This window comes from Pseudomonas sp. NPDC096925 (genome assembly GCF_044762545.1).
Classification (GTDB): domain Bacteria; phylum Pseudomonadota; class Gammaproteobacteria; order Pseudomonadales; family Pseudomonadaceae; genus Aquipseudomonas.
This window is the reverse complement of sequence record NZ_JBIWEM010000002.1, coordinates 60,636-78,261: the sequence shown is the minus strand read 5'-3', so window position 1 is coordinate 78,261 and position 17,626 is coordinate 60,636. Positions and strand designations below refer to the sequence as shown.

Here is a 17,626-nt window from a genome sequence, read left to right as displayed (position 1 = left end):
AAACCCGCTCCCACAGGGGTAATCATTGCCCTCAAGTACTGCGCCGTACCTGTGGGAGCGGGTTCACCCGCGAAGAGGCCGGTACAGACACCCAAAATCCCAGGGAGATTCACCAATGCCCACCGACGACACAAAACAACCCACCACAGTCGGCAAGACCTGTTTCTATCAAGGCGAAAACAACACCCACCCGCTGTTCCGCATCGAGCCCGGCATCCCCTGCCAGGACGCCCGCGAACAGGCATCGGAACTGATGGGCTACGTCCGCGACCTGATCATCACCGGTTTGATGGATGGCGACCAGAAGCTGATCTGGGCCTCGCATTACCTAAGTGCGATGGCCAAGGCGCTGCTGGATGATGCTGAATTGGGGATGATGAAAAAATAAGAAAAAAGAAGCCCTTGGAAACGCATAACACCCAGGGGCTTCATTCATCGCATCTCGTCGCGATCACACTCAAATACGCTCCGGCCCCACGCGGTAATACGACCCCTTCCATCGCGATGTAGTCCATTTCCCAAACAAACAGCAAACCCGCTGTATTCGTTGCCAGTGCACAGCCCGCACCTTAGCCTCGTCTCTTCATCGCCATTCAAGACCAACGCAGGAAGGCGATCATCAGGCTAGGCGCAACCAACCATTGCGTAATGGCCTCCACCTCGTTTCCGCAGGGCCACTCGGTCAAATCGGCAGAGGTGCTGTCACCTCAAGGATTGCCAGAGCCGAAAATGACAGCTTCGGTGATATCGAATCGGTTGGCGATGGTGTCAGTGAGATGCGCGTGTTTGTCGGCCCCGGATATCGAATCTACTTCGTACGAACGGGCCCAACCCGCTACCTGATGCTCTATGGCAGCGATAAAACGGATCAACACAGAGCCATCAAACGAGCCAAGGAAATTCTTGATGCGGTACGAGGTAAAAAACGATGAGCGACAAATCCACCCCTGAAGACATGCCAATCCTTGATCTGGACTTGAGCAATACCAAACGATTCGAGGCATCCCGGTTTCTCGACAGCCCAGAAACCATCGCAGCATTTCTGGCAGAGGCTATGAAGGCTAACGATGCTCAAATCCTGATGCATGCCCTGGGTGAAGTGGCAAAAGCCAAGGGCGTTAACCAGTTTGCGCAAGACGCAGGCGTCAACCGCGAGTCTCTCTACAAAACTTTGAAGGGCGGCGATAAAACCCGTTTTTCTACAATTCAGAAGCTGATGCTTGCCCTGGGCGTAGAACTCACCGTCAGGCCGCTCAAGAAGCTCCCCGCGTCTTCATAGGCTCGCACGCGCAAATGGGATGCTCGCTACAAACAACTTCGCGCCACACAACGAAAAAGCCCCTGAAAACTTTCGTTCCCAGGGGCTTCATCTTGTATGGCGGAGAGATAGGGATTTGAACCCTAGGTACTGTTGCCAGTACAACGGATTTCGAATCCGTCCCGTTCGACCACTCCGGCATCTCTCCAATGCCGCGCATCATACCAGCGTTCTTTTAAAACGCAAACCTTTTTTTCAAAAAAATCGCGTGGTATCAGGCGCTTGCGTGAACGTGCCGCTTACAGCGGCACGCCCAGGCGCTTGGCAACTTCTTCGTAGGCTTCGATCACGTCGCCCAGGCCCTGGCGGAAGCGGTCCTTGTCCATCTTCTTGCGGGTCTCTTTGTCCCACAGGCGGCAGCCGTCCGGGCTGAACTCGTCGCCCAGCACGATCTGGCCGTGGAATACGCCGAATTCCAGCTTGAAGTCGACCAGCAGCAGGCCGGCGTCATCGAACAGCTTGCTCAGCACTTCGTTGACCTTCAGCGACAGCTTTTTCATTTCGGCCAGCTGCTCGGCGGTGCCCCAGCCGAACGCGACAACGTGGGATTCGTTGATGAAGGGGTCGCCCTTCTCGTCGTTCTTCAGGAACAGCTCGAAGGTGGACGGCTCCAGCTTGATGCCCTCCTCCACGCCCAGGCGCTTGACCAGGCTGCCGGCGGCGTAGTTGCGCACCACGCACTCGACCGGGATCATGTCCAGCTTCTTCACCAGGCACTCGTTGTCGCCCAGCAGCTTGTCGAACTGGGTCGGCACGCCGGCTTCTTCCAGTTTCTGCATGATGAAGGCGTTGAACTTGTTGTTCACCATGCCTTTGCGGTCGAGCTGTTCGATACGCTTGCCGTCGAACGCCGAGGTGTCGTTACGGAACAGCAGGATCAAGCGGTCGGCGTCGTCGGTCTTGTAAACCGATTTGGCCTTGCCGCGGTAAAGTTCGTCGCGTTTTTCCATGATTGGGCTCCGCTTGCTTGAGGTGTTGGGCTAGGCGATTTCGCGCCAGTCGAGCCCGTGTTCCTGATTCGCCACCTGGAGCCAGTCCGGGTCGCACCCAAGGGTGTCGACGAAGCACTGGCGAGCCAAGTGTGGCAGGTTGTTCTTGCTGCTGAGGTGGGCCAGCACCAGGTGCTGCAGGTTGTGCCAGCCCAACTCATGCACCAGGCGCGCGGCCTGGTGATTGTTCAAATGCCCTTGCATGCCACCCACCCGCTGCTTCAGGAAGGCCGGGTAGTGACCGCGTGCCAGCAGGTCGCGGCAGTGGTTGGCCTCGATCAGCAGTGCATCCAGGCCCTGGTAACGCTCCAGCAGCAGCGCGTCGTACGAACCCAGGTCGGTCAGCATGCCGAAGCGCCGCTGGCCGTCACTGACCACGTACTGCAGCGGCTCGTAGGCGTCGTGCTCGACCCGCGCCGCGGTCACTTCCAGGCTGCCGATACGCAGGCTGTCGCCACAAGCGAGAAAACCGGCCACCTCCACCGGCTTGCGCATGCCGCGCAAGGTCCCTTGGCTGAGGTAGACCGGTACATTGTAGCGCCGTGACAGCAAGCCGACCCCATGCACGTGGTCGGCATGTTCGTGGGTGACCAGTACCGCACTGAGCTGGGCCGCCGACACGCCGAGCAGCGCCAGGCGCCGCTCGGTCTCGCGCAGGGAAAACCCGCAATCGACCAGGATGAACGTGTCACCACTGGCGATCAGCGTGCCGTTTCCCTGGCTGCCGCTTCCGAGTACCGCGAAGCGCACTTAGCCCAGGTGGTCCTGAATGGCGCTCAGCACGCGGCGGGCGACATCGGCCGGAGCCACGGTGTTGATGTTCTTCTCGACCGTGACCTGCACGCTCTCACCCACCTTGCTCAGGCGAACCTGGTAGCGCTCGGCACGGGCTTCACGCTCTTCCTTGGTCGGCTCGCTGCCGAACATGCGGCCAAAGAAGCCAGGCTGGTTCTGCTTGTCGTCAGGCTTTTCCGACAGGTTGATGTAGTAGAGGCCCAGGCTGCGGTTGATGTCCTCGACACGCCACTGGCCACCCTGCTCCAGGGCACGGCCCACGCTGGACCAGGCGCGGTCCAGGTCGGCGCCCAGGTACAGCACCGGGTTGCCGCTGCCGTCTTCGCTCAGGCTCACGCGGCTCGGCGCGTCGAAATCGCGCGCGGCCAGCAGCGACACCGAACCGCCCTTCTCGGCGCTGCGGTTCATGCTGGCAAGCATTTCGTCGACCAGCAGGGCATCGGCACCGGTGTTGCTGGAGGTGGACGGGAAATCGGGCTCGGCAGTGCTGCCGGCCGGGCGCTCGACGCTGACCACATACACCTCGGAGGTGTTGCGCTGCACGCCAGGCTCCATGCGAACACGCACGCGCACTTCGCTGTCAGCGCTGCTGGCAGTGCTGGCCAGACGCTGGCCGAGCGATGCCGACAGTTCGTCGAAACGCTGCCAGGTCGTGTTGAATTCGCCGGTCTGCGGGCGCTCTTCGGCGATGCGGAAGCCGTTGTCCTCGAAGAACTGGCGGGCCACCGGCCATACTTCGGCCGGCGAATGCTGGGCCAGCACCCAACGGCTGCTGCCGCTGCGCTGCAGGCTGTAGTCGGTAATCTGGGCGGCGCCACCGGTCATCGGTTGCGGGCGCGGCACCTCGAACTCGCCGGTGGCGCTGTCGTCGGCGACGTTACGCGGGATCGGCAGCAGCGGGTCAAGGCGCTTGACGTTGCTGGCGTCCGGCGGCAGTTGCATAGGCGCGGTCGGGCGCGCCTGCAGGTAATCGCTGCCGCGGTCGCGGAAATAGCCATCCTCGCCCCACAGCCAGCCACACCCGCTGGTGCTGGAGATGATCAGGGCAAGGGCGGAAAGACCAGCCAGTCGCTTCATGCGGTGTACTTCCTCTTAAACCAGTACGCCGGACTGGCGCAAGGCAGTACGGACTTTTTCGTGGCAGCCTTCGCTCAACCAGGTCAGCGGCAGGCGAATGCCTTTGTGCATCAGGCCCATTTCGACGAGTGCCCATTTCACCGGGATCGGGTTGGACTCGCAGAACAGGTCTTTGTGCAGCGGCATGAGTTTTTCGTTGATTGCGCGGGCCTTCTCGGCATTGCCCTCAAGGGCGGCCTCGCACAGGTCGGCCATTTCGCGCGGGGCGACGTTGGCGGTGACGGAAATGTTGCCCTTGCCGCCCATCAGGATCAGCTCGACGGCGGTCGGGTCGTCGCCGGACAGGACGATGAAGTCGCTATCGACGCCATCGAGGATCGCCTTGGCGCGTACCAGGTCGCCGGTGGCTTCCTTGATACCGATGATGTTCTTGACCTTCGACAGGCGGATCACGGTATCGGCCTGCATGTCGCAGGAGGTGCGGCCGGGTACGTTGTAGAGGATCTGCGGGATGTCGACGGCTTCGGCAATGTGCTTGAAGTGCTGGTACAGGCCTTCTTGCGTCGGCTTGTTGTAGTACGGCACTACCAGCAGGCAGGCGTCGGCACCGGCGCTCTTGGCGTTCTGGGTCAGGTGCACGGCTTCGGCAGTGGAGTTGGCACCGGTACCGGCGATGACCGGGATGCGGCGGGTGCTGCGCTTGACGCGCTCGACCACGTGCTTGATGACCAGGATATGTTCTTCGACATCCAGCGTGGCGGACTCACCGGTGGTGCCGACAGCGACGATCGCATGGGTGCCGTTTTCCAGGTGGAAGTCTACAAGTTTGTCGAGGCTGTCCCAGTCAAGACGCCCTTGTGCATCCATGGGAGTGACCAATGCCACCATACTGCCCGCAATCATGTAACTGCTCCTGCCGGAAAAAGAGAGCGGTAATGGTACTGGGGGCATCGGCCTTGCACAAGCGAAGCAGGCGGGTGGAGCATTCCCCTCGGCGCCTTATTTCGCTACCCTTGCTGCTTTGATCGGTGCAGCGCGGCCCGCCGGGCCGTCGACCTTGCTCCCCGCCAGCGTCCACGACCTCGCATGCGAGCCCCGGGCCCTGCCGACTGGAGGCTTTCGCCCGTCCTGTGCCGACCGCTCATCGCTTTAGGAATGCTGCATGTCCACCCCCACCGTCCGCGAACAATTCCTTGTCATCAGCGCCTTGGGCCCCAACCCCATGGAGCTGGCCAACGTCCTCAGCCGCGCTGCCTTCGAAAACCGCTGCGCGGTGGTCACCTCGCGCCTGAGCCGCCACGGCGAGACCAGCGCCCTGGTACTGCAGGTGGGCGGCAGCTGGGACGCCCTGGCGCGCCTCGAAGCCATGCTGCCGGGCCTGGGCAAGAAGCACGGCCTGACCCTGGACGTGGTGCGCAGCGCCGACCAGGAAGTGCGCCCGCAGGCCCTGCCCTACGTGGCCTACGTCAGCGCCGCCTACCGCCCGGACATCATCAACGAGCTGTGCCAGTTCTTCCTCGACCACCGCGTCGAGCTGGAAGCCATGACCTGCGACACCTACCTGGCGCCGCAGACCGGCAGCAGCATGCTCAACGCCCAGTTCACCGTGATTCTGCCGGCCGGCACCCAGATCAGCTGGCTGCGTGACCAGTTCCTGGACTTTGCCGATGCCCTGAACCTCGATGCGCTGATCGAGCCATGGCGTCCACAGAACCCAATGTAAGGAAACCGACCATGGCTGTAGCACTCGACCAACCCGTTGCCGACTTCCAGGCCCAGGCCACCAGCGGGCAAACCGTCAGCCTGGCCGAGCTCAAGGGCCAGCAAGTGGTGGTGTACTTCTACCCGAAGGACAGCACCCCGGGCTGCACCACCGAGGGCCAGGGTTTCCGTGACCAGCATGATGCCTTTGCCGCGGCCAACACCGTGGTGTTCGGCGTGTCGCGCGATGGCATCAAGTCGCACGAGAACTTCAAGGCCAAGCAAGGCTTCCCGTTCGAGCTGATCAGCGACAAGGACGAAGCCCTGTGCCAGCTGTTCGACGTGATCAAGCTGAAGAAGCTGTATGGCAAGGAATACATGGGCGTTGACCGCAGCACCTTCCTGATCGACAAGGACGGTGTGCTGCGCCAGGAATGGCGCGGGGTGAAGGTGCCCGGGCATGTGGATGCAGTACTGGCTGCTGCCCAGGCCCTGAACAAGGCTTGAGATCGTTGGGGGCGCTTTGCGCCCCTTTCGCGACACAAGGCCGCTCCCACAAGGTCCGCGAATGGGCCGCAAAGCGGCCCCATTTGCATTCAGAGCATCGGCGAAACGCTAGGCTCCTGCCGCGGCCAGGCATCCAGCACGGCCTTGATCAGCGTCGCCAGCGGGATGGCGAAGAAGATCCCCCAGAACCCCCACAACCCGCCAAACAGCAGCACTGCGCAAATGATCGCCACCGGGTGCAGGCTCACCGCCTCGGAGAACAGCAGCGGCACCAGCACGTTGCCGTCCAGCGCCTGGATGATCGCGTACACCGTCATCAGGTAGATGAACTGGTCACCCCAGCCCCACTGGAACAGTGCGATCAGCGTCACCGGCACGGTCACCACCACCGCGCCCACGTAAGGCACCACCACCGACAGCCCCACCAGCAGCGCCAGCAACGCGGCGTAGTTGAGCCCCAGGCTGATGAAGGCGATGTAGGTGGCAATGCCGCAGATCAGGATCTCGATGCCCTTGCCGCGGATGTAGTTGGCGATCTGCCGGTTCATCTCGCTGCCCACGCGGTTCAGCAGGCTGCGCTGGCGTGGCAGGTAGCCGCTGACCCAACGGCCGATCAGTTCACGGTCCTTGAGAAAGAAAAACACCAGGATCGGCACCAGCACCAGGTAGATCATGGCATTGACCAGCAACGGCAGGCTCGACAGCGAGAAGGTCAGTGCCCACTGGCCGAACTTTCCGATTTCCCCGCGCACCGACTCGATGGCATGCAGCACCTGCTCGTCCGACACCAGGTGCGGGTAACGCTCGGGCAACAGCAACAGCAGCGACTGCCACTTGCCGAGCATGCCCGGCAGTTCGTTGAACAGGGTGATCAACTGGTGCCACAGCAGCGGCACCAGCACCAGCATGAACACTGCCAGCGCGCCCATGAACAGGGCGAACACCAGCATCACCGCCAGCCGGGTCGGTACCCGCACGCGCTCCAGGGCATTGACCAGCCCCTGCATCAGAAACGCCAGCACCATGCCCGCCAACACCGGTGCAAGCATGCCACCCAGGGTGAGTACCGCGGTAAAAGCCAGGAACAACAGGACCGCCAGCACCACCGCTTCCTCATCGGAGAAGTAGCGCTGCATCCAGTCGCGAAGCACTTTGAACATTGACGATCCTTGGAAAGACTCAGGCCTTGCGCAGCCAGTAAGTGTAGGTACCGGCCTCGGCCGTTTCCCGCAGCAGGGTATGACCTGCCAACTGGGCGAAAGTGCGGAAGTCGCGTTGTGAGCCGGCGTCGGTGGCGATGACCTTGAGCACCGCGCCGCTGGCCAGGCGGTTGAGTTCCATCTTGGCCTTCAGCAGCGGCAAAGGGCAATTCAGCCCGCTGGCGTCCAGCTCGGCGTCACAGGTCAGGGTGTCACTCATCGTGGGGCTCTCCAAAGGCATTGCCAGGCTGTATCTGGATTTGGCCGGCTAGGATAGCGCCACTGGTCGCCAACGTGTGAGCCCGCTACAGTAGGTATCTTTGACCGACGCGAGCTTCATGCATGAATCTACTGCGCCCTACCCTGCTGACGCTGGCCTGCCTGTTGGCCCTCCCCGGCCACGCTGACGACCTGCCATCACTGGGCGACGCCAGTTCCGCGATCGTCTCGCCACAACAGGAGCACCAGCTCGGCCGTGCCTGGTTGAGCCTGCTGCGTGGCCAGGTCAACCAGCTCAACGACCCGCAGCTGAAAGATTACGTCGAAACCAGCGTGTATCGCCTGGCCGAAACCAGCCAACTGCAGGACCGACGCCTGGAATTCATCCTCATCGATAGCCGCGAGCTCAACGCCTTTGCCGCCCCGGGCGGCATCGTCGGGGTCAACGGCGGGCTGTTCCTCAACGCCCAGACCGAAGGCGAGTACGCCTCGGTACTGGCCCACGAACTGGCGCACTTGTCGCAACGCCACTTCGCCCGCGGCGTCGAGGCCCAGCAGCGCATGCAGTTGCCGATGATGGCGGCGTTGCTGGCCGGTATCGTGCTGGCCGCCGGTGGTGGCGGTGATGCCGGTATCGGCGTGATCGCCGGCACCCAGGCGGCGGCGATCCAGGAACAGCGGCGCTTCTCTCGGCAAAACGAACAGGAAGCCGACCGTATCGGCATCCAGAACCTGGAAAAGGCCGGCTACGACCCGCGCAACATGCCGACCATGTTCGAGCGCCTGGCCCGGCAGTACCGCTACGACGCCAAGCCACCGGAATTCTTGCTGACCCACCCGGTAACCGAGTCGCGTATCGCCGACACCCGCAACCGTGCCGAGCAGGCCCCCAAGGGCGGCGTCGAGGACAGCATGCGCTACCAGCTGATCCGTGCCCGGGTGGCGCTGACCTACGAAGGCACCCCGGGGCTGGCAGCCAAACGCTTCCGCGCCCAGCTGGACGAAGACCCCAAGCTGGACGCCGCGCGTTACGGCCTGGCCCTGGCGCAGATCAAGGGTGGCCAGCTGAACGAGGCGCGCGAACTGCTCAAGCCGCTGCTGGCCAAGGCGCCCAACGACATTACCTACAACCTGGCGCAGATCGACCTGGATATCACCAACAACCGCCTGGCCGACGCGCAGCAGCGGGCCGAACGCATGCAGGGCCTGTACCCGGGCAACTACCCGCTGAAACAGGTGCGTGCCGACTTGCTGGTGAAGCAGAACAAGCCCGCCGAGGCGGAGAAGGTGTTGAACGAGCTGGTGAAGAGCCGGCCGGATGACCCGGACGTGTGGTACGACATGGCCGAAGTGCGGGGCCTTTCGGGCAATACCATTGGTTTGCACCGGGCGCGTGCCGAGTACTTCACACTGGTGGGCGATTTTGACCAGGCCATCCAGCAGCTGGATTACGCCAAGCGCCGTGCGGGCGGGAACTTCCCGCTGGCAGCACAGATTGACCAGCGCCAGCGCGAGGTCATGGAGCAGCAGCGCATGGTTCAGGAAATGATGGGGCGTTGAAGGCCCTTTCGCGGGTAAACCCGCTCCCACAGGGACCGCACCGCCCGTGAGCGCTGCGCTGTACCTGTGGGAGCGGGTTTACCCGCGAAGAAAGCGACGCGGTACAGCGTCAGGCGTTACCGGACAACTTCAGGCGCGCCGCCTGGGTAAAGTCCAGCATCCGGTTCAGCGGCTTGATCGCTTTCGGCACCAGCGCCGGGTCGACAAAAATCTCGTTAGACCCATTACGCAGGCAATCCAGCACACGCTCCAGGGTGTTCATCGCCATCCACGGGCAGTGCGCGCAGCTGCGGCATGCCGCGCCGTTACCGGCGGTCGGGGCTTCGACGAACTCCTTGTCCGGGCACAGCTGCTGCATCTTGTAGAAGATGCCGCGGTCGGTGGCGACGATGAAGGTCTTGTTCGGCAGGGTCTGGGCAGCCTTGATCAGCTGGCTGGTGGAACCCACCGCGTCGGCCAGTTCGATCACCGCTTCCGGCGACTCGGGGTGCACCAGAATCGCTGCATCCGGGTACAGCGCCTTCATGTCGGCCAACTGGCGCGACTTGAACTCTTCGTGAACGATGCAGGCACCGTCCCACAGCAGCATGTCGGCACCGGTTTGCTTCTGGATGTAACGCCCCAGGTGCTGGTCCGGGCCCCAGATGATGGTCTCGCCGTTGTCCATCAGGCTTTCGACGATTTCCAGCGCGCAGCTCGAGGTGACCACCCAGTCGGCACGGGCCTTCACGGCAGCGGAAGTGTTGGCATAGACCACCACGGTACGCTCCGGGTGCTGGTCGCAGAAGGCCGAGAACTCTTCCACCGGGCAGCCCAGGTCGAGCGAGCAGGTAGCCTCCAGGGTGGGCATCAGCACGCGCTTTTCCGGGGTGAGGATTTTCGCCGTCTCGCCCATGAAGCGCACACCGGCAACGATCACGGTTTCGGCCGGGTGGTTCTTGCCGAAGCGGGCCATTTCCAACGAGTCGGACACGCAGCCGCCGGTTTCTTCGGCCAGCGCCTGGATGACCGGGTCGCAGTAATAGTGGGCGACCAGCACGGCGTTCTGGGCCTTGAGCTCGGCAGCGATGGCCGCACGGTATTCGGCCTCCTGCTCGGCTGTCAGCGGGTTGGGCTGCTTGGCGTCGAGGTGGGCCTGAACCAACAGGCGTTCGGAAATCTGGGTCATGATCGCTGGACCTGCAGGCGCTTGTGCGCGTCAAATCGAGTGTATCACCCGGCCCTGACAGATCGGCTAGGGGCGCCGGACGGCACACAGGCCGCCACGGCCCTCTGCGGGCGCGGATTATTATCGGAGGCCGAAGGCTACAGACAATCCAGCGAATTCTAAAGTGGTTTTTGTGTTGCCTGTGCTGGCCCTTTCGCGGGTGAACCCGCTCCCACAGAATCTGCCAAACTCCTGTGGGAGCGGGTTTACCCGCGAAGAGGCCGGTACAGGCTTTCGATCAGCCCTGCGGCGACAGGGCCGCCAGGTGCGAGGCCATGAGCATCGCGAACTCTTCCACGGTCATTTTCTGGCCGTTGAAATCGACCATGCCATCGGCATAGTGCAAGCTGCTTACCACATCATCGCCCTGCACGGTGGCCATGCCGCTCTGCAACGCCATCATGCCGACCATTTCCCCGGCCTGGCTCGATTGCATGGCAATGGCCTGGGCGTCGGTCTGGCCATCCAGCAGCGCCTGCAAGGTTGCCAGGTCACCGATCATCGGCTTGGACAACGACAGCTTGCCCTTAACCTCGGTGATCAGCTGCTTGCTCAACTGGTCAGGCGGCAGGTCGAAGCTGGCCGGGGCAGCGAAGCCCATCGAAAGGTCAAAGCGGCTTTCGCCATTGGCGGTCTTGAACGACAGGTTTTCCACCGCCACCCGGGGCTTGGCAGCCAGCAGTTTCTGCAGCTCGCCCTGGAACCTGGCCTTCTCCACATCGTCCATCTGGATTTCCGGCACCGGCTGGCCGGCTGCGGCTGCGGCCTCGAATTCCGGCAGGTGCGCCTGGTACCACGTCGACAGCGCCTGCAGCGCCGGGGCGTTGACCGACGTGATGCTCACCGCCATTTGCGCCTTGCCCACCGCACGGCCATCCCAGGTGATATCCCCAACCTTGTACTCCACGCGGCCACCCACGGTATCCGGGCCGTCAAGGGTTTGCAGGGCGTTCTGCTCCAGGCCCTTGACCACCAGCACCTGCTGCCTGGGCCCCAGAGTGACCTTGGTTTCGGCCAGCGCCAGGTCGACGTTGCCCACATAGATGGCCTCGTGCGCGGTGGCCGCCAGCTGGCCGCCGACCTTCAGGCCGTTGAGCTCGAAGGTGGCAGGCGGCTGGTCATCGCGCACCAGCTTCATCACGAAACGGTCGGCCTGGCCGTGGAAGCGCGAGGCTTTGCCTTCCTGATCACCGCTTACTTGCAACTGCATGCCCGAGAAGTCGAGGCTGTTGCCATCCGCTTCGTCAAGCTTGACCGGCGCCAGCTGGATCTGGCTGACCACATTGCCGTCGTAACCCAGGCTGGTCTGCGCGCTGACCGGTGCCTGCTCGCCTGCGGCGGCGAACCACGGCGCAGTGGCGTCGTCCTTCTGCAGCGTGCTGTTGCTGACCGCCAGCACCGGCATCAGCTTCAACGCCTTTACCCGCGACCAGGGGAACGGGCCATGCTCGATCTGGTCGGTCACGCCCACGTCGAAGTTCACCACTTCGCCTTCGCCCAGGTTGATATCGCGGGCCTTGAGCCGGTACTGGGCGGTACTGCTGAAGAAATGCTGCTCCAGCGATACCCGCTCGATACTCATGCTGCCACCGGTGCTCACCAGGGCCTTCTTGAGTTCGGCGTTGCTGCGGACAAGGGCGTTGTCCAGCTCCGCAGGCAGCTGCTTGCCGGTGTACCAGGCGCCAGCGGTGATTGCGACGGCGATGGCGATAGCCAGGCCGGAAAGGATGCCAACTGATTTCTTCATGAATAGAACCGATCGCTGTCCGTAAGGGCTTCGTAGGCGGCCAAGGGCCACACAGAACGCCAAGAGTACCACCGCAGCCCAGGCCTGGCGCTGGCCCGGCTCGATAAATCCCGCTTTTGGGAAACGCCTGACAGCCTTTCCATGGGAGACCGGCATTCGTTAATTTTTACGAACACTCAAATTGATCAAAACCGCAAAAAAACGCGCAATAACCGAACAAAACCCCACTTGAATCGATAAATATTTCAATTCAGCAACATCTTGTCATGTTTAACTTGACACCCAGCTACCCATCGTTTTTTATTTTCACCACTTTGCGCGCTCCCCCGCGCCCCCGCCGCTCCAACAATAAAGGTGAACAACATGGAGCCCACCCGCTCGCCCTTGCCGCATGCGCAGTACACCGTGCCCGCCGTTTACGCCCAGCCGCAGGAGCCATGCCAGCATGCAGCATGACCACAGCGCCTCCGGCAATGGCCAACTTCGCAAAACCCTGCGTCTCTGGCACGTGATCATCATCGGCCTGGCCTACCTGACCCCGATGACCGTGTTCGACACCTTCGGCATCGTATCCGGGATTACCGCCGGGCACGTACCCAGCGCCTACATCCTGGCGCTGGCCGGGATCCTGTTCACCGCCGTGAGCTACGGCACCCTGGTACGACGCTTCCCACAGTCGGGCTCGGCCTATACCTACACCCAGCGTGCGATCAACCCGCACGTGGGCTTCCTGGTCGGCTGGTCGTCATTGCTGGACTACCTGCTGCTGCCAATGGTCAATGCGTTGCTGGCCAAGCTGTACCTTTCGGCCATGTTCCCGGAAGTACCGGAGTGGATGTGGGTGGCTGGCTTCGTCACCCTGATCAGCCTGATCAACATGCGCAGCGTGAACCTGGTGGCGCACTTCAACCTGCTGTTCGTGGCCGTGCAGGTGGCGATCATCGCCGTGTTCATCTACCTGTGCGTGCGCGGCCTGGACCAAGGTGAAGGGCTGGGTACCGCCTGGAGCCTGCTGCCATTCGCCGACAACCAGACCCAGCTCAGCGCCCTGGCCGCCGGTGCGACCATCCTGTGCTTCTCGTTCCTGGGCTTCGACGCGGTCACCTGCCTGTCCGAAGAAACCCGCGACCCGGGCAAGACCATCCCTCGGGCAATCTTCCTCACCGCACTGATCGGCGGCATGGTGTTCATCACCGTGTCATACTTCATCCAGGCCTACTTCCCGACCATGTCCCGCTTCCATGACCAGGAAGCGGCACTGCCGGAAATCGCCCTGTACGTCGGCGGCAAGCTGTTCCAGTCGATTTTCATCGCCTGCACCGTGATCAACACCATCGCCTCGGGCCTGGCCTCGCAGACCAGCGTGTCGCGCCTGCTGTACGTGATGGGCCGCGACAACGTGATCCCGGCCAGCCTGTTCGCCCGCCTGCATTCCCGCTACAAGACGCCAGTGCTGAACATCGCGGTGGTGGGGCTGATTTCGCTGTCAGCGATCTTCTTCGACCTGGTCACCGCCACCTCGATCATCAACTTTGGCGCACTGGTCGCGTTCAGCTTCGTCAACCTGTCGGTGATCAACCACTGCTACCTGCGCGAAGGCAAGCGCCAAGGCCTGGCCAACCAGCTGACGTACCTGGTGGCGCCCACCATTGGCTTCTGCATCATCGTTTCGCTGTGGCTGGACCTGAACGCGCATTCGCTGCTGTTCGGTGGCGTCTGGGCACTGCTCGGCCTGCTGTACCTGGCCTGGCTGACCAAAGCCTTCAGGGACACCCCGCCCAACTACATCGCTGAATGACCCACGCTGCCGACAACGCCCGCGCCTGAACGCGGGCGTTGTACTTGATCGAAAAGGAAAGCCCTCATGCCGCTGCGCCGCCTCTCCATCCAGTGGAAGATCACCCTGCTCGCCGGCCTGTGCCTGCTGGCCATCGTCGCCTTGCTGGTGACTACGTCGCTGGCCCAGGCGCGGCGCAGCGCGGCACTGGTCAACCAGGCCAACACCGAAATGCTCGACAGCAGCGCACGCCTGCGCCTGCAGGCCCATGCCGAAGCCCAGGCCCTGCGCATCCAGCGCTATTTCATGGACGCCTACCAGTACGGCAATGGCTTTGCCCGCCTGGTACAGGTGCTCAAGGCCCGTGGCGGCAGCGACCTGCGCGCCGAGCTGACGCGCCAGGCCCGCACCAGCCTGGCCGGCAACCCGGACGTGATCGGCCTGTACCTGGTTTTCCAGCCCGACGCCCTGGACCAGGACAGCCAGTACCTCGGCCAGGATGCCGTGGGCAGCAACGAAAGCGGGCGTTTCTCACTGTACTGGTCACAACCCCGCCCCGGCACTCTGGAGCTTGAAGCCATGCCGGAATCGATGCTCGGTGACGCCAGCATCGGCAGCAACGGCGTGGCAAAGAACCGCTGGCTGACCTGCCCGCAGGACACCGCCAGAACCTGCATGCTCGAGCCATACCTCGACGAGGTGAATGGCCGCCAGGTGCTGATGACCAGCATCGCCCTGCCGCTGCTGGAGCATGGCAAGGTGGTCGGCGTGGTTGGCCTGGACATCGGCCTGGCCAACCTGCAGCAGTTGAGCCTGGACGGCCGCCGGGAGCTGTTCGATGGCCAGGGCCAGGTCAGCATCACCAGCGCAGCCGGCCTGCTGGCCGGCAACAGCCGCGACGACAGCAAACTCGGCGAGCCCATGGACAAGACGGTAGCCGATGGCCTGCTGCGTGTTGCCCACCCATTCACACCGATCCCTGATGCCGCCCCTTGGCAGGTACTGCTGGAACTGCCGGAAAGCGTGCTGCAGGCGCCTGCCGTCGCCCTCAACCAGCGCCTGGACGCGCACAACCACAGCGCCAACCTCACCAGCCTGCTGGTTGGCCTGGGCGCTGCGGTAGTCGGTTTGCTGCTGGTGTGGCTGACCGCGCGTGGCGTGACCCGACCAATCCTGGCCGTGGCCGCACGCCTGGAAGACATCGCCAGCGGCGAAGGCGACCTCACCCGTCGCCTGGACTACGCCCGCCAGGATGAACTGGGCCAGCTCACCGGCTGGTTCAACCGCTTTCTCGACAAGCTGCAACCGGTCATTGCCCAGGTCAAAGGCTCACTGCAGGAAGCACGTGGTACCGCCGACCAGTCGGCCGCCATCGCCAGCCAGACCAGCGACGGCATGCAGCAACAGCACCGTGAAATCGAACAGGTGGCCACCGCTGCCAACGAGATGAGCGCCACCGCCCTGGATGTCGCCCATAACGCCTCGCAGGCGGCCCAGGCTGCACGCGCAGCCGACCAGGCCAGCCGCGAAGGCCTGCAACTGATCGACAGCACCCGCCAGGGCATCGACCGCCTGGCTGCCGGCATGAACACCGCCATGGACGAGGCGCGCGCGCTGGAAGGCCGCAGCGGGCAGATCGGTTCGGTGCTGGAAGTGATCCGTACCATTGCCGAGCAAACCAACCTGCTGGCGCTCAACGCCGCCATCGAAGCCGCCCGCGCGGGCGAAGCCGGGCGTGGTTTTGCCGTGGTAGCCGATGAAGTGCGTGGCCTGGCCCAGCGCACGCAAACATCGGTGGAGGAAATTCGCCAGGTCATCGAGGGCTTGCAGCAAGGCACCCAGGATGTGGTGGGCGCCATGCACGAAGGTCAGCGCCAGGCGCAGGACAGCGCCACGCGCATGGAGCAGGCGCTGCCGGCGCTACAACGGATTGGCGAGGCAGTGGCGGTGATCAGCGACATGAACCTGCAGATTGCCTCGGCAGCCGAAGAGCAGAGCGCGGTGGCCGAAGAGGTGAACCGCAATGTGGCCGGCATTCGCGATGTGACCGAATCGCTGGCAGGCCAGGCCGATGAGTCGGCGCGGATCAGCCAGGCCCTGAACCGGCTAGCCAACCAGCAGCAGGCGCTGATGGAGCAATTCCGCGTCTAACCTGTCAGGGCCAATGCGCCTTCTTCGCGGGTGAACCCGCTCCCACAGGGTTTTGCGCCGATCTCCAAGGCGACGCCAACCTGTGGGAGCGGGTTCACCCGCGAAGAGGCCCTGACAAGCAATACAGCATCACCGTTTCTTCTAGAGCACATTTTATGCAAACCGCAACCAGATCCACCTTCTTCGACATCACCAGCGAACAGGGCCTGTTACGCACCTCGATTGCCGTCACCCTGTTCATCGCCATCATCGGCATCGCCTTCGGCCTGGCCTCCGGCTCGTTCTCCATCGTCTTCGACGGCGTCTATTCGCTGGTCGATGCCAGCATGAGCGGGCTGTCGCTGGTGGTGGTCAGGCTGATTACCGCGCACACCACCAGCGTGCAGATGTCGCGCAAGCTGCGCGAGCGCTTCACCATGGGCTTCTGGCACCTGGAGCCGATGGTGCTGGCGCTCAACGGCATCCTGCTCAGCGGCGTGGCCATCTATGCACTGATCAACGCCGTCAGCAGCTTGCTGCAAGGCGGGCGCCACCTGGAGTTCGGCATCGCCATGGTCTACGCGCTGCTGACCGTGATCGCCTGCGTGACCATCGCCATTGTCGAGGCCCGCGCCAACCGCAAGCTGGGCTCGGATTTCGTGCGCATGGACGTAAAAGGCTGGGTGATGTCAGCCAGCATTACCGCCGCGCTGCTGATCGCCTTCTGCTTTGGTTACGCGGTACAGGGCACTTCACTGGAATGGGTATCGCCGTACATCGACCCGGCTGTGCTGGCGCTGGTTTGCCTGGTGATCGTACCGTTGCCAATGTCTGTGGTGCGCCAGGCCCTTTCGGAAATTTTCCTGGTGACCCCTGGCGACCTCAAGCTGCACGTGGATGAAGTCGCCAAGGCCTTCGTTGCTCGCCACGGGCTGCAGTCATACCGCGCCTATGTGGCCAAGGTCGGGCGCTCGCGGGAGATCGAACTGTATTTCATCGTGCCGAAGGCCATGGCCGCGAAAACCATCGATGAATGGGATGCGTGGCGCAACGAGATCGGTGATGCCGTGGGTGGTGAAGGTCCGGACCGTTGGCTGACGGTGGTGTTTACAGGGGATCCGGAGTGGGCCGAATAAGCTGGGGGGCGCTTTGCGCCTCTTTCGCCAGCAAGCCAGCCCCCACCTCGACCGCATCAGCCCCGAGTCATGCGCAAGCCCTGTGGGAGCTGGCTTGCCGGCGATGGGCCAGCACAAGCAGCCGAAAACGAAAAAGCCCGCGACCGTTGCCGGTAGCGGGCTTTGACGTACTGCATATGGTGGGTCGTGTAGGATTCGAACCTACGACCAATTGGTTAAAAGCCAACTGCTCTACCAACTGAGCTAACGACCCGTTGGATGGCG

17 protein-coding genes, 2 tRNA genes and 1 pseudogene are annotated in these 17,626 nt (G+C 62.9%); 10 read left to right on the top strand and 10 right to left on the bottom strand.

Features of this window, described 5'->3' with window-relative positions; all coding sequences use genetic code 11:
- The first annotated feature begins 115 nt into the window (after positions 1–115).
- The 3 genes from ACIQYU_RS06395 to ACIQYU_RS06385 all read left to right on the top strand — a co-directional run bounded on the left by ACIQYU_RS06395 (position 116) and on the right by ACIQYU_RS06385 (position 1,279).
- A complete protein-coding gene (locus ACIQYU_RS06395) occupies positions 116–388 on the top strand; it encodes a DUF3077 domain-containing protein (protein ID WP_025340252.1) in 273 nt (90 codons plus the stop codon).
- A gap of 298 nt (positions 389–686) precedes the next feature.
- On the top strand, positions 687–932 hold the full coding sequence (locus ACIQYU_RS06390; protein ID WP_370464315.1) for a type II toxin-antitoxin system RelE/ParE family toxin: 246 nt from the start codon (positions 687–689) through the stop codon (positions 930–932).
- Positions 929–1,279: an addiction module antidote protein gene (locus ACIQYU_RS06385; protein WP_085590631.1), complete on the top strand. Its 351-nt coding sequence runs from the start codon at positions 929–931 to the stop codon at positions 1,277–1,279. Before ACIQYU_RS06390 ends, ACIQYU_RS06385 begins: the two co-directional genes overlap by 4 nt.
- A 97-nt stretch (positions 1,280–1,376) precedes the next feature.
- Here ACIQYU_RS06385 and ACIQYU_RS06380 read toward each other — a convergent pair.
- From ACIQYU_RS06380 to dapA, 5 genes are all read right to left on the bottom strand, one after another.
- A tRNA-Ser gene (locus ACIQYU_RS06380) sits at positions 1,377–1,466 on the bottom strand.
- 91 nt (positions 1,467–1,557) lie between these two features.
- The gene (purC, locus tag ACIQYU_RS06375) at positions 1,558–2,268 is read right to left on the bottom strand and encodes a phosphoribosylaminoimidazolesuccinocarboxamide synthase (protein ID WP_004375217.1); all 711 of its coding nucleotides are present in this window, start codon (positions 2,266–2,268) and stop codon (positions 1,558–1,560) included.
- A gap of 30 nt (positions 2,269–2,298) precedes the next feature.
- Positions 2,299–3,057, bottom strand: coding sequence for an MBL fold metallo-hydrolase (locus ACIQYU_RS06370; protein WP_207830762.1), 759 nt, complete (start codon positions 3,055–3,057; stop codon positions 2,299–2,301).
- Positions 3,058–4,179 (bottom strand): outer membrane protein assembly factor BamC, encoded by a 1,122-nt coding sequence (gene bamC / locus ACIQYU_RS06365; RefSeq protein WP_063913005.1) that lies wholly within the window; start codon positions 4,177–4,179, stop codon positions 3,058–3,060.
- Positions 4,180–4,194: 15 nt separating this feature from the next.
- Positions 4,195–5,082: a 4-hydroxy-tetrahydrodipicolinate synthase gene (dapA, locus tag ACIQYU_RS06360; RefSeq protein ID WP_063913006.1), complete on the bottom strand. Its 888-nt coding sequence runs from the start codon at positions 5,080–5,082 to the stop codon at positions 4,195–4,197.
- A gap of 259 nt (positions 5,083–5,341) precedes the next feature.
- Here dapA and ACIQYU_RS06355 point away from each other — a divergent pair, with 259 nt between their 5' ends.
- Positions 5,342–5,902, top strand: a complete 561-nt coding sequence (locus ACIQYU_RS06355) for a glycine cleavage system protein R (RefSeq protein WP_013973793.1) — start codon at positions 5,342–5,344, stop codon at positions 5,900–5,902.
- 11 nt (positions 5,903–5,913) lie between these two features.
- Positions 5,914–6,387, top strand: coding sequence for a peroxiredoxin (locus ACIQYU_RS06350; RefSeq protein WP_003254742.1), 474 nt, complete (start codon positions 5,914–5,916; stop codon positions 6,385–6,387).
- An 89-nt stretch (positions 6,388–6,476) separates the two neighbouring features.
- Here the strand turns inward: ACIQYU_RS06350 and ACIQYU_RS06345 are convergent, their stop codons facing one another.
- Positions 6,477–7,547 carry an AI-2E family transporter gene (locus ACIQYU_RS06345; protein WP_063913008.1) on the bottom strand — a complete coding sequence of 357 codons (1,071 nt, stop codon included), beginning with the start codon at positions 7,545–7,547 and terminating at the stop codon, positions 6,477–6,479.
- Positions 7,548–7,566: 19 nt separating this feature from the next.
- The gene (locus ACIQYU_RS06340) at positions 7,567–7,806 is read right to left on the bottom strand and encodes a sulfurtransferase TusA family protein (RefSeq protein WP_008097503.1); all 240 of its coding nucleotides are present in this window, start codon (positions 7,804–7,806) and stop codon (positions 7,567–7,569) included.
- 122 nt (positions 7,807–7,928) lie between these two features.
- Here ACIQYU_RS06340 and ACIQYU_RS06335 point away from each other — a divergent pair, with 122 nt between their 5' ends.
- A complete protein-coding gene (locus ACIQYU_RS06335) occupies positions 7,929–9,365 on the top strand; it encodes a M48 family metalloprotease (RefSeq protein WP_063913009.1) in 1,437 nt (478 codons plus the stop codon).
- Positions 9,366–9,474: 109 nt separating this feature from the next.
- Here ACIQYU_RS06335 and nadA read toward each other — a convergent pair whose 3' ends face one another.
- Complete coding sequence (gene nadA, locus ACIQYU_RS06330; protein WP_019472564.1) at positions 9,475–10,533, bottom strand: quinolinate synthase NadA; 1,059 nt, start codon at positions 10,531–10,533, stop codon at positions 9,475–9,477.
- 277 nt (positions 10,534–10,810) lie between these two features.
- Complete coding sequence (locus ACIQYU_RS06325) at positions 10,811–12,319, bottom strand: YdgA family protein (RefSeq protein ID WP_241105922.1); 1,509 nt, start codon at positions 12,317–12,319, stop codon at positions 10,811–10,813.
- Positions 12,320–12,764: 445 nt separating this feature from the next.
- Between ACIQYU_RS06325 and ACIQYU_RS06320 the strand changes: the two genes are divergently transcribed.
- The 4 genes and pseudogenes from ACIQYU_RS06320 to ACIQYU_RS06305 all read left to right on the top strand — a co-directional run bounded on the left by ACIQYU_RS06320 (position 12,765) and on the right by ACIQYU_RS06305 (position 17,362).
- Entirely contained in the window at positions 12,765–14,117 is a 1,353-nt protein-coding gene (locus ACIQYU_RS06320; RefSeq protein ID WP_207830752.1) for an APC family permease, read from the top strand.
- A gap of 66 nt (positions 14,118–14,183) precedes the next feature.
- A pseudogene (locus tag ACIQYU_RS06315) lies at positions 14,184–15,389 on the top strand (HAMP domain-containing protein); the annotation flags it as partial.
- A 102-nt stretch (positions 15,390–15,491) separates the two neighbouring features.
- The gene (locus ACIQYU_RS06310; RefSeq protein WP_402799486.1) at positions 15,492–16,247 is read left to right on the top strand and encodes a methyl-accepting chemotaxis protein; all 756 of its coding nucleotides are present in this window, start codon (positions 15,492–15,494) and stop codon (positions 16,245–16,247) included.
- A 155-nt stretch (positions 16,248–16,402) separates the two neighbouring features.
- Positions 16,403–17,362, top strand: a complete 960-nt coding sequence (locus ACIQYU_RS06305; protein WP_241105924.1) for a cation diffusion facilitator family transporter — start codon at positions 16,403–16,405, stop codon at positions 17,360–17,362.
- A 177-nt stretch (positions 17,363–17,539) separates the two neighbouring features.
- On the opposite strand, the gene ACIQYU_RS06300 is transcribed toward ACIQYU_RS06305, so the two are convergent.
- Positions 17,540–17,615, bottom strand: a tRNA-Lys gene (locus tag ACIQYU_RS06300).
- Positions 17,616–17,626: the final 11 nt, after the last annotated feature.

What these genes read in the sequence shown, in the direction of transcription:
- ACIQYU_RS06395 (WP_025340252.1), top strand. Translation starts at nt 116, where the DNA reads ATGCCCACCGACGACACAAAACAACCCACCACAGTCGGCAAGACCTGT.
- ACIQYU_RS06385 (WP_085590631.1), top strand. Translation starts at nt 929, where the DNA reads ATGAGCGACAAATCCACCCCTGAAGACATGCCAATCCTTGATCTGGAC.
- purC (WP_004375217.1), bottom strand. Translation starts at nt 2,268, where the DNA reads ATGGAAAAACGCGACGAACTTTACCGCGGCAAGGCCAAATCGGTTTAC.
- bamC (WP_063913005.1), bottom strand. Translation starts at nt 4,179, where the DNA reads ATGAAGCGACTGGCTGGTCTTTCCGCCCTTGCCCTGATCATCTCCAGC.
- dapA (WP_063913006.1), bottom strand. Translation starts at nt 5,082, where the DNA reads ATGATTGCGGGCAGTATGGTGGCATTGGTCACTCCCATGGATGCACAA.
- ACIQYU_RS06355 (WP_013973793.1), top strand. Translation starts at nt 5,342, where the DNA reads ATGTCCACCCCCACCGTCCGCGAACAATTCCTTGTCATCAGCGCCTTG.
- ACIQYU_RS06350 (WP_003254742.1), top strand. Translation starts at nt 5,914, where the DNA reads ATGGCTGTAGCACTCGACCAACCCGTTGCCGACTTCCAGGCCCAGGCC.
- ACIQYU_RS06345 (WP_063913008.1), bottom strand. Translation starts at nt 7,547, where the DNA reads ATGTTCAAAGTGCTTCGCGACTGGATGCAGCGCTACTTCTCCGATGAG.
- ACIQYU_RS06340 (WP_008097503.1), bottom strand. Translation starts at nt 7,806, where the DNA reads ATGAGTGACACCCTGACCTGTGACGCCGAGCTGGACGCCAGCGGGCTG.
- ACIQYU_RS06335 (WP_063913009.1), top strand. Translation starts at nt 7,929, where the DNA reads ATGAATCTACTGCGCCCTACCCTGCTGACGCTGGCCTGCCTGTTGGCC.
- nadA (WP_019472564.1), bottom strand. Translation starts at nt 10,533, where the DNA reads ATGACCCAGATTTCCGAACGCCTGTTGGTTCAGGCCCACCTCGACGCC.
- ACIQYU_RS06325 (WP_241105922.1), bottom strand. Translation starts at nt 12,319, where the DNA reads ATGAAGAAATCAGTTGGCATCCTTTCCGGCCTGGCTATCGCCATCGCC.
- ACIQYU_RS06320 (WP_207830752.1), top strand. Translation starts at nt 12,765, where the DNA reads ATGCAGCATGACCACAGCGCCTCCGGCAATGGCCAACTTCGCAAAACC.
- ACIQYU_RS06310 (WP_402799486.1), top strand. Translation starts at nt 15,492, where the DNA reads ATGCAGCAACAGCACCGTGAAATCGAACAGGTGGCCACCGCTGCCAAC.
- ACIQYU_RS06305 (WP_241105924.1), top strand. Translation starts at nt 16,403, where the DNA reads ATGCAAACCGCAACCAGATCCACCTTCTTCGACATCACCAGCGAACAG.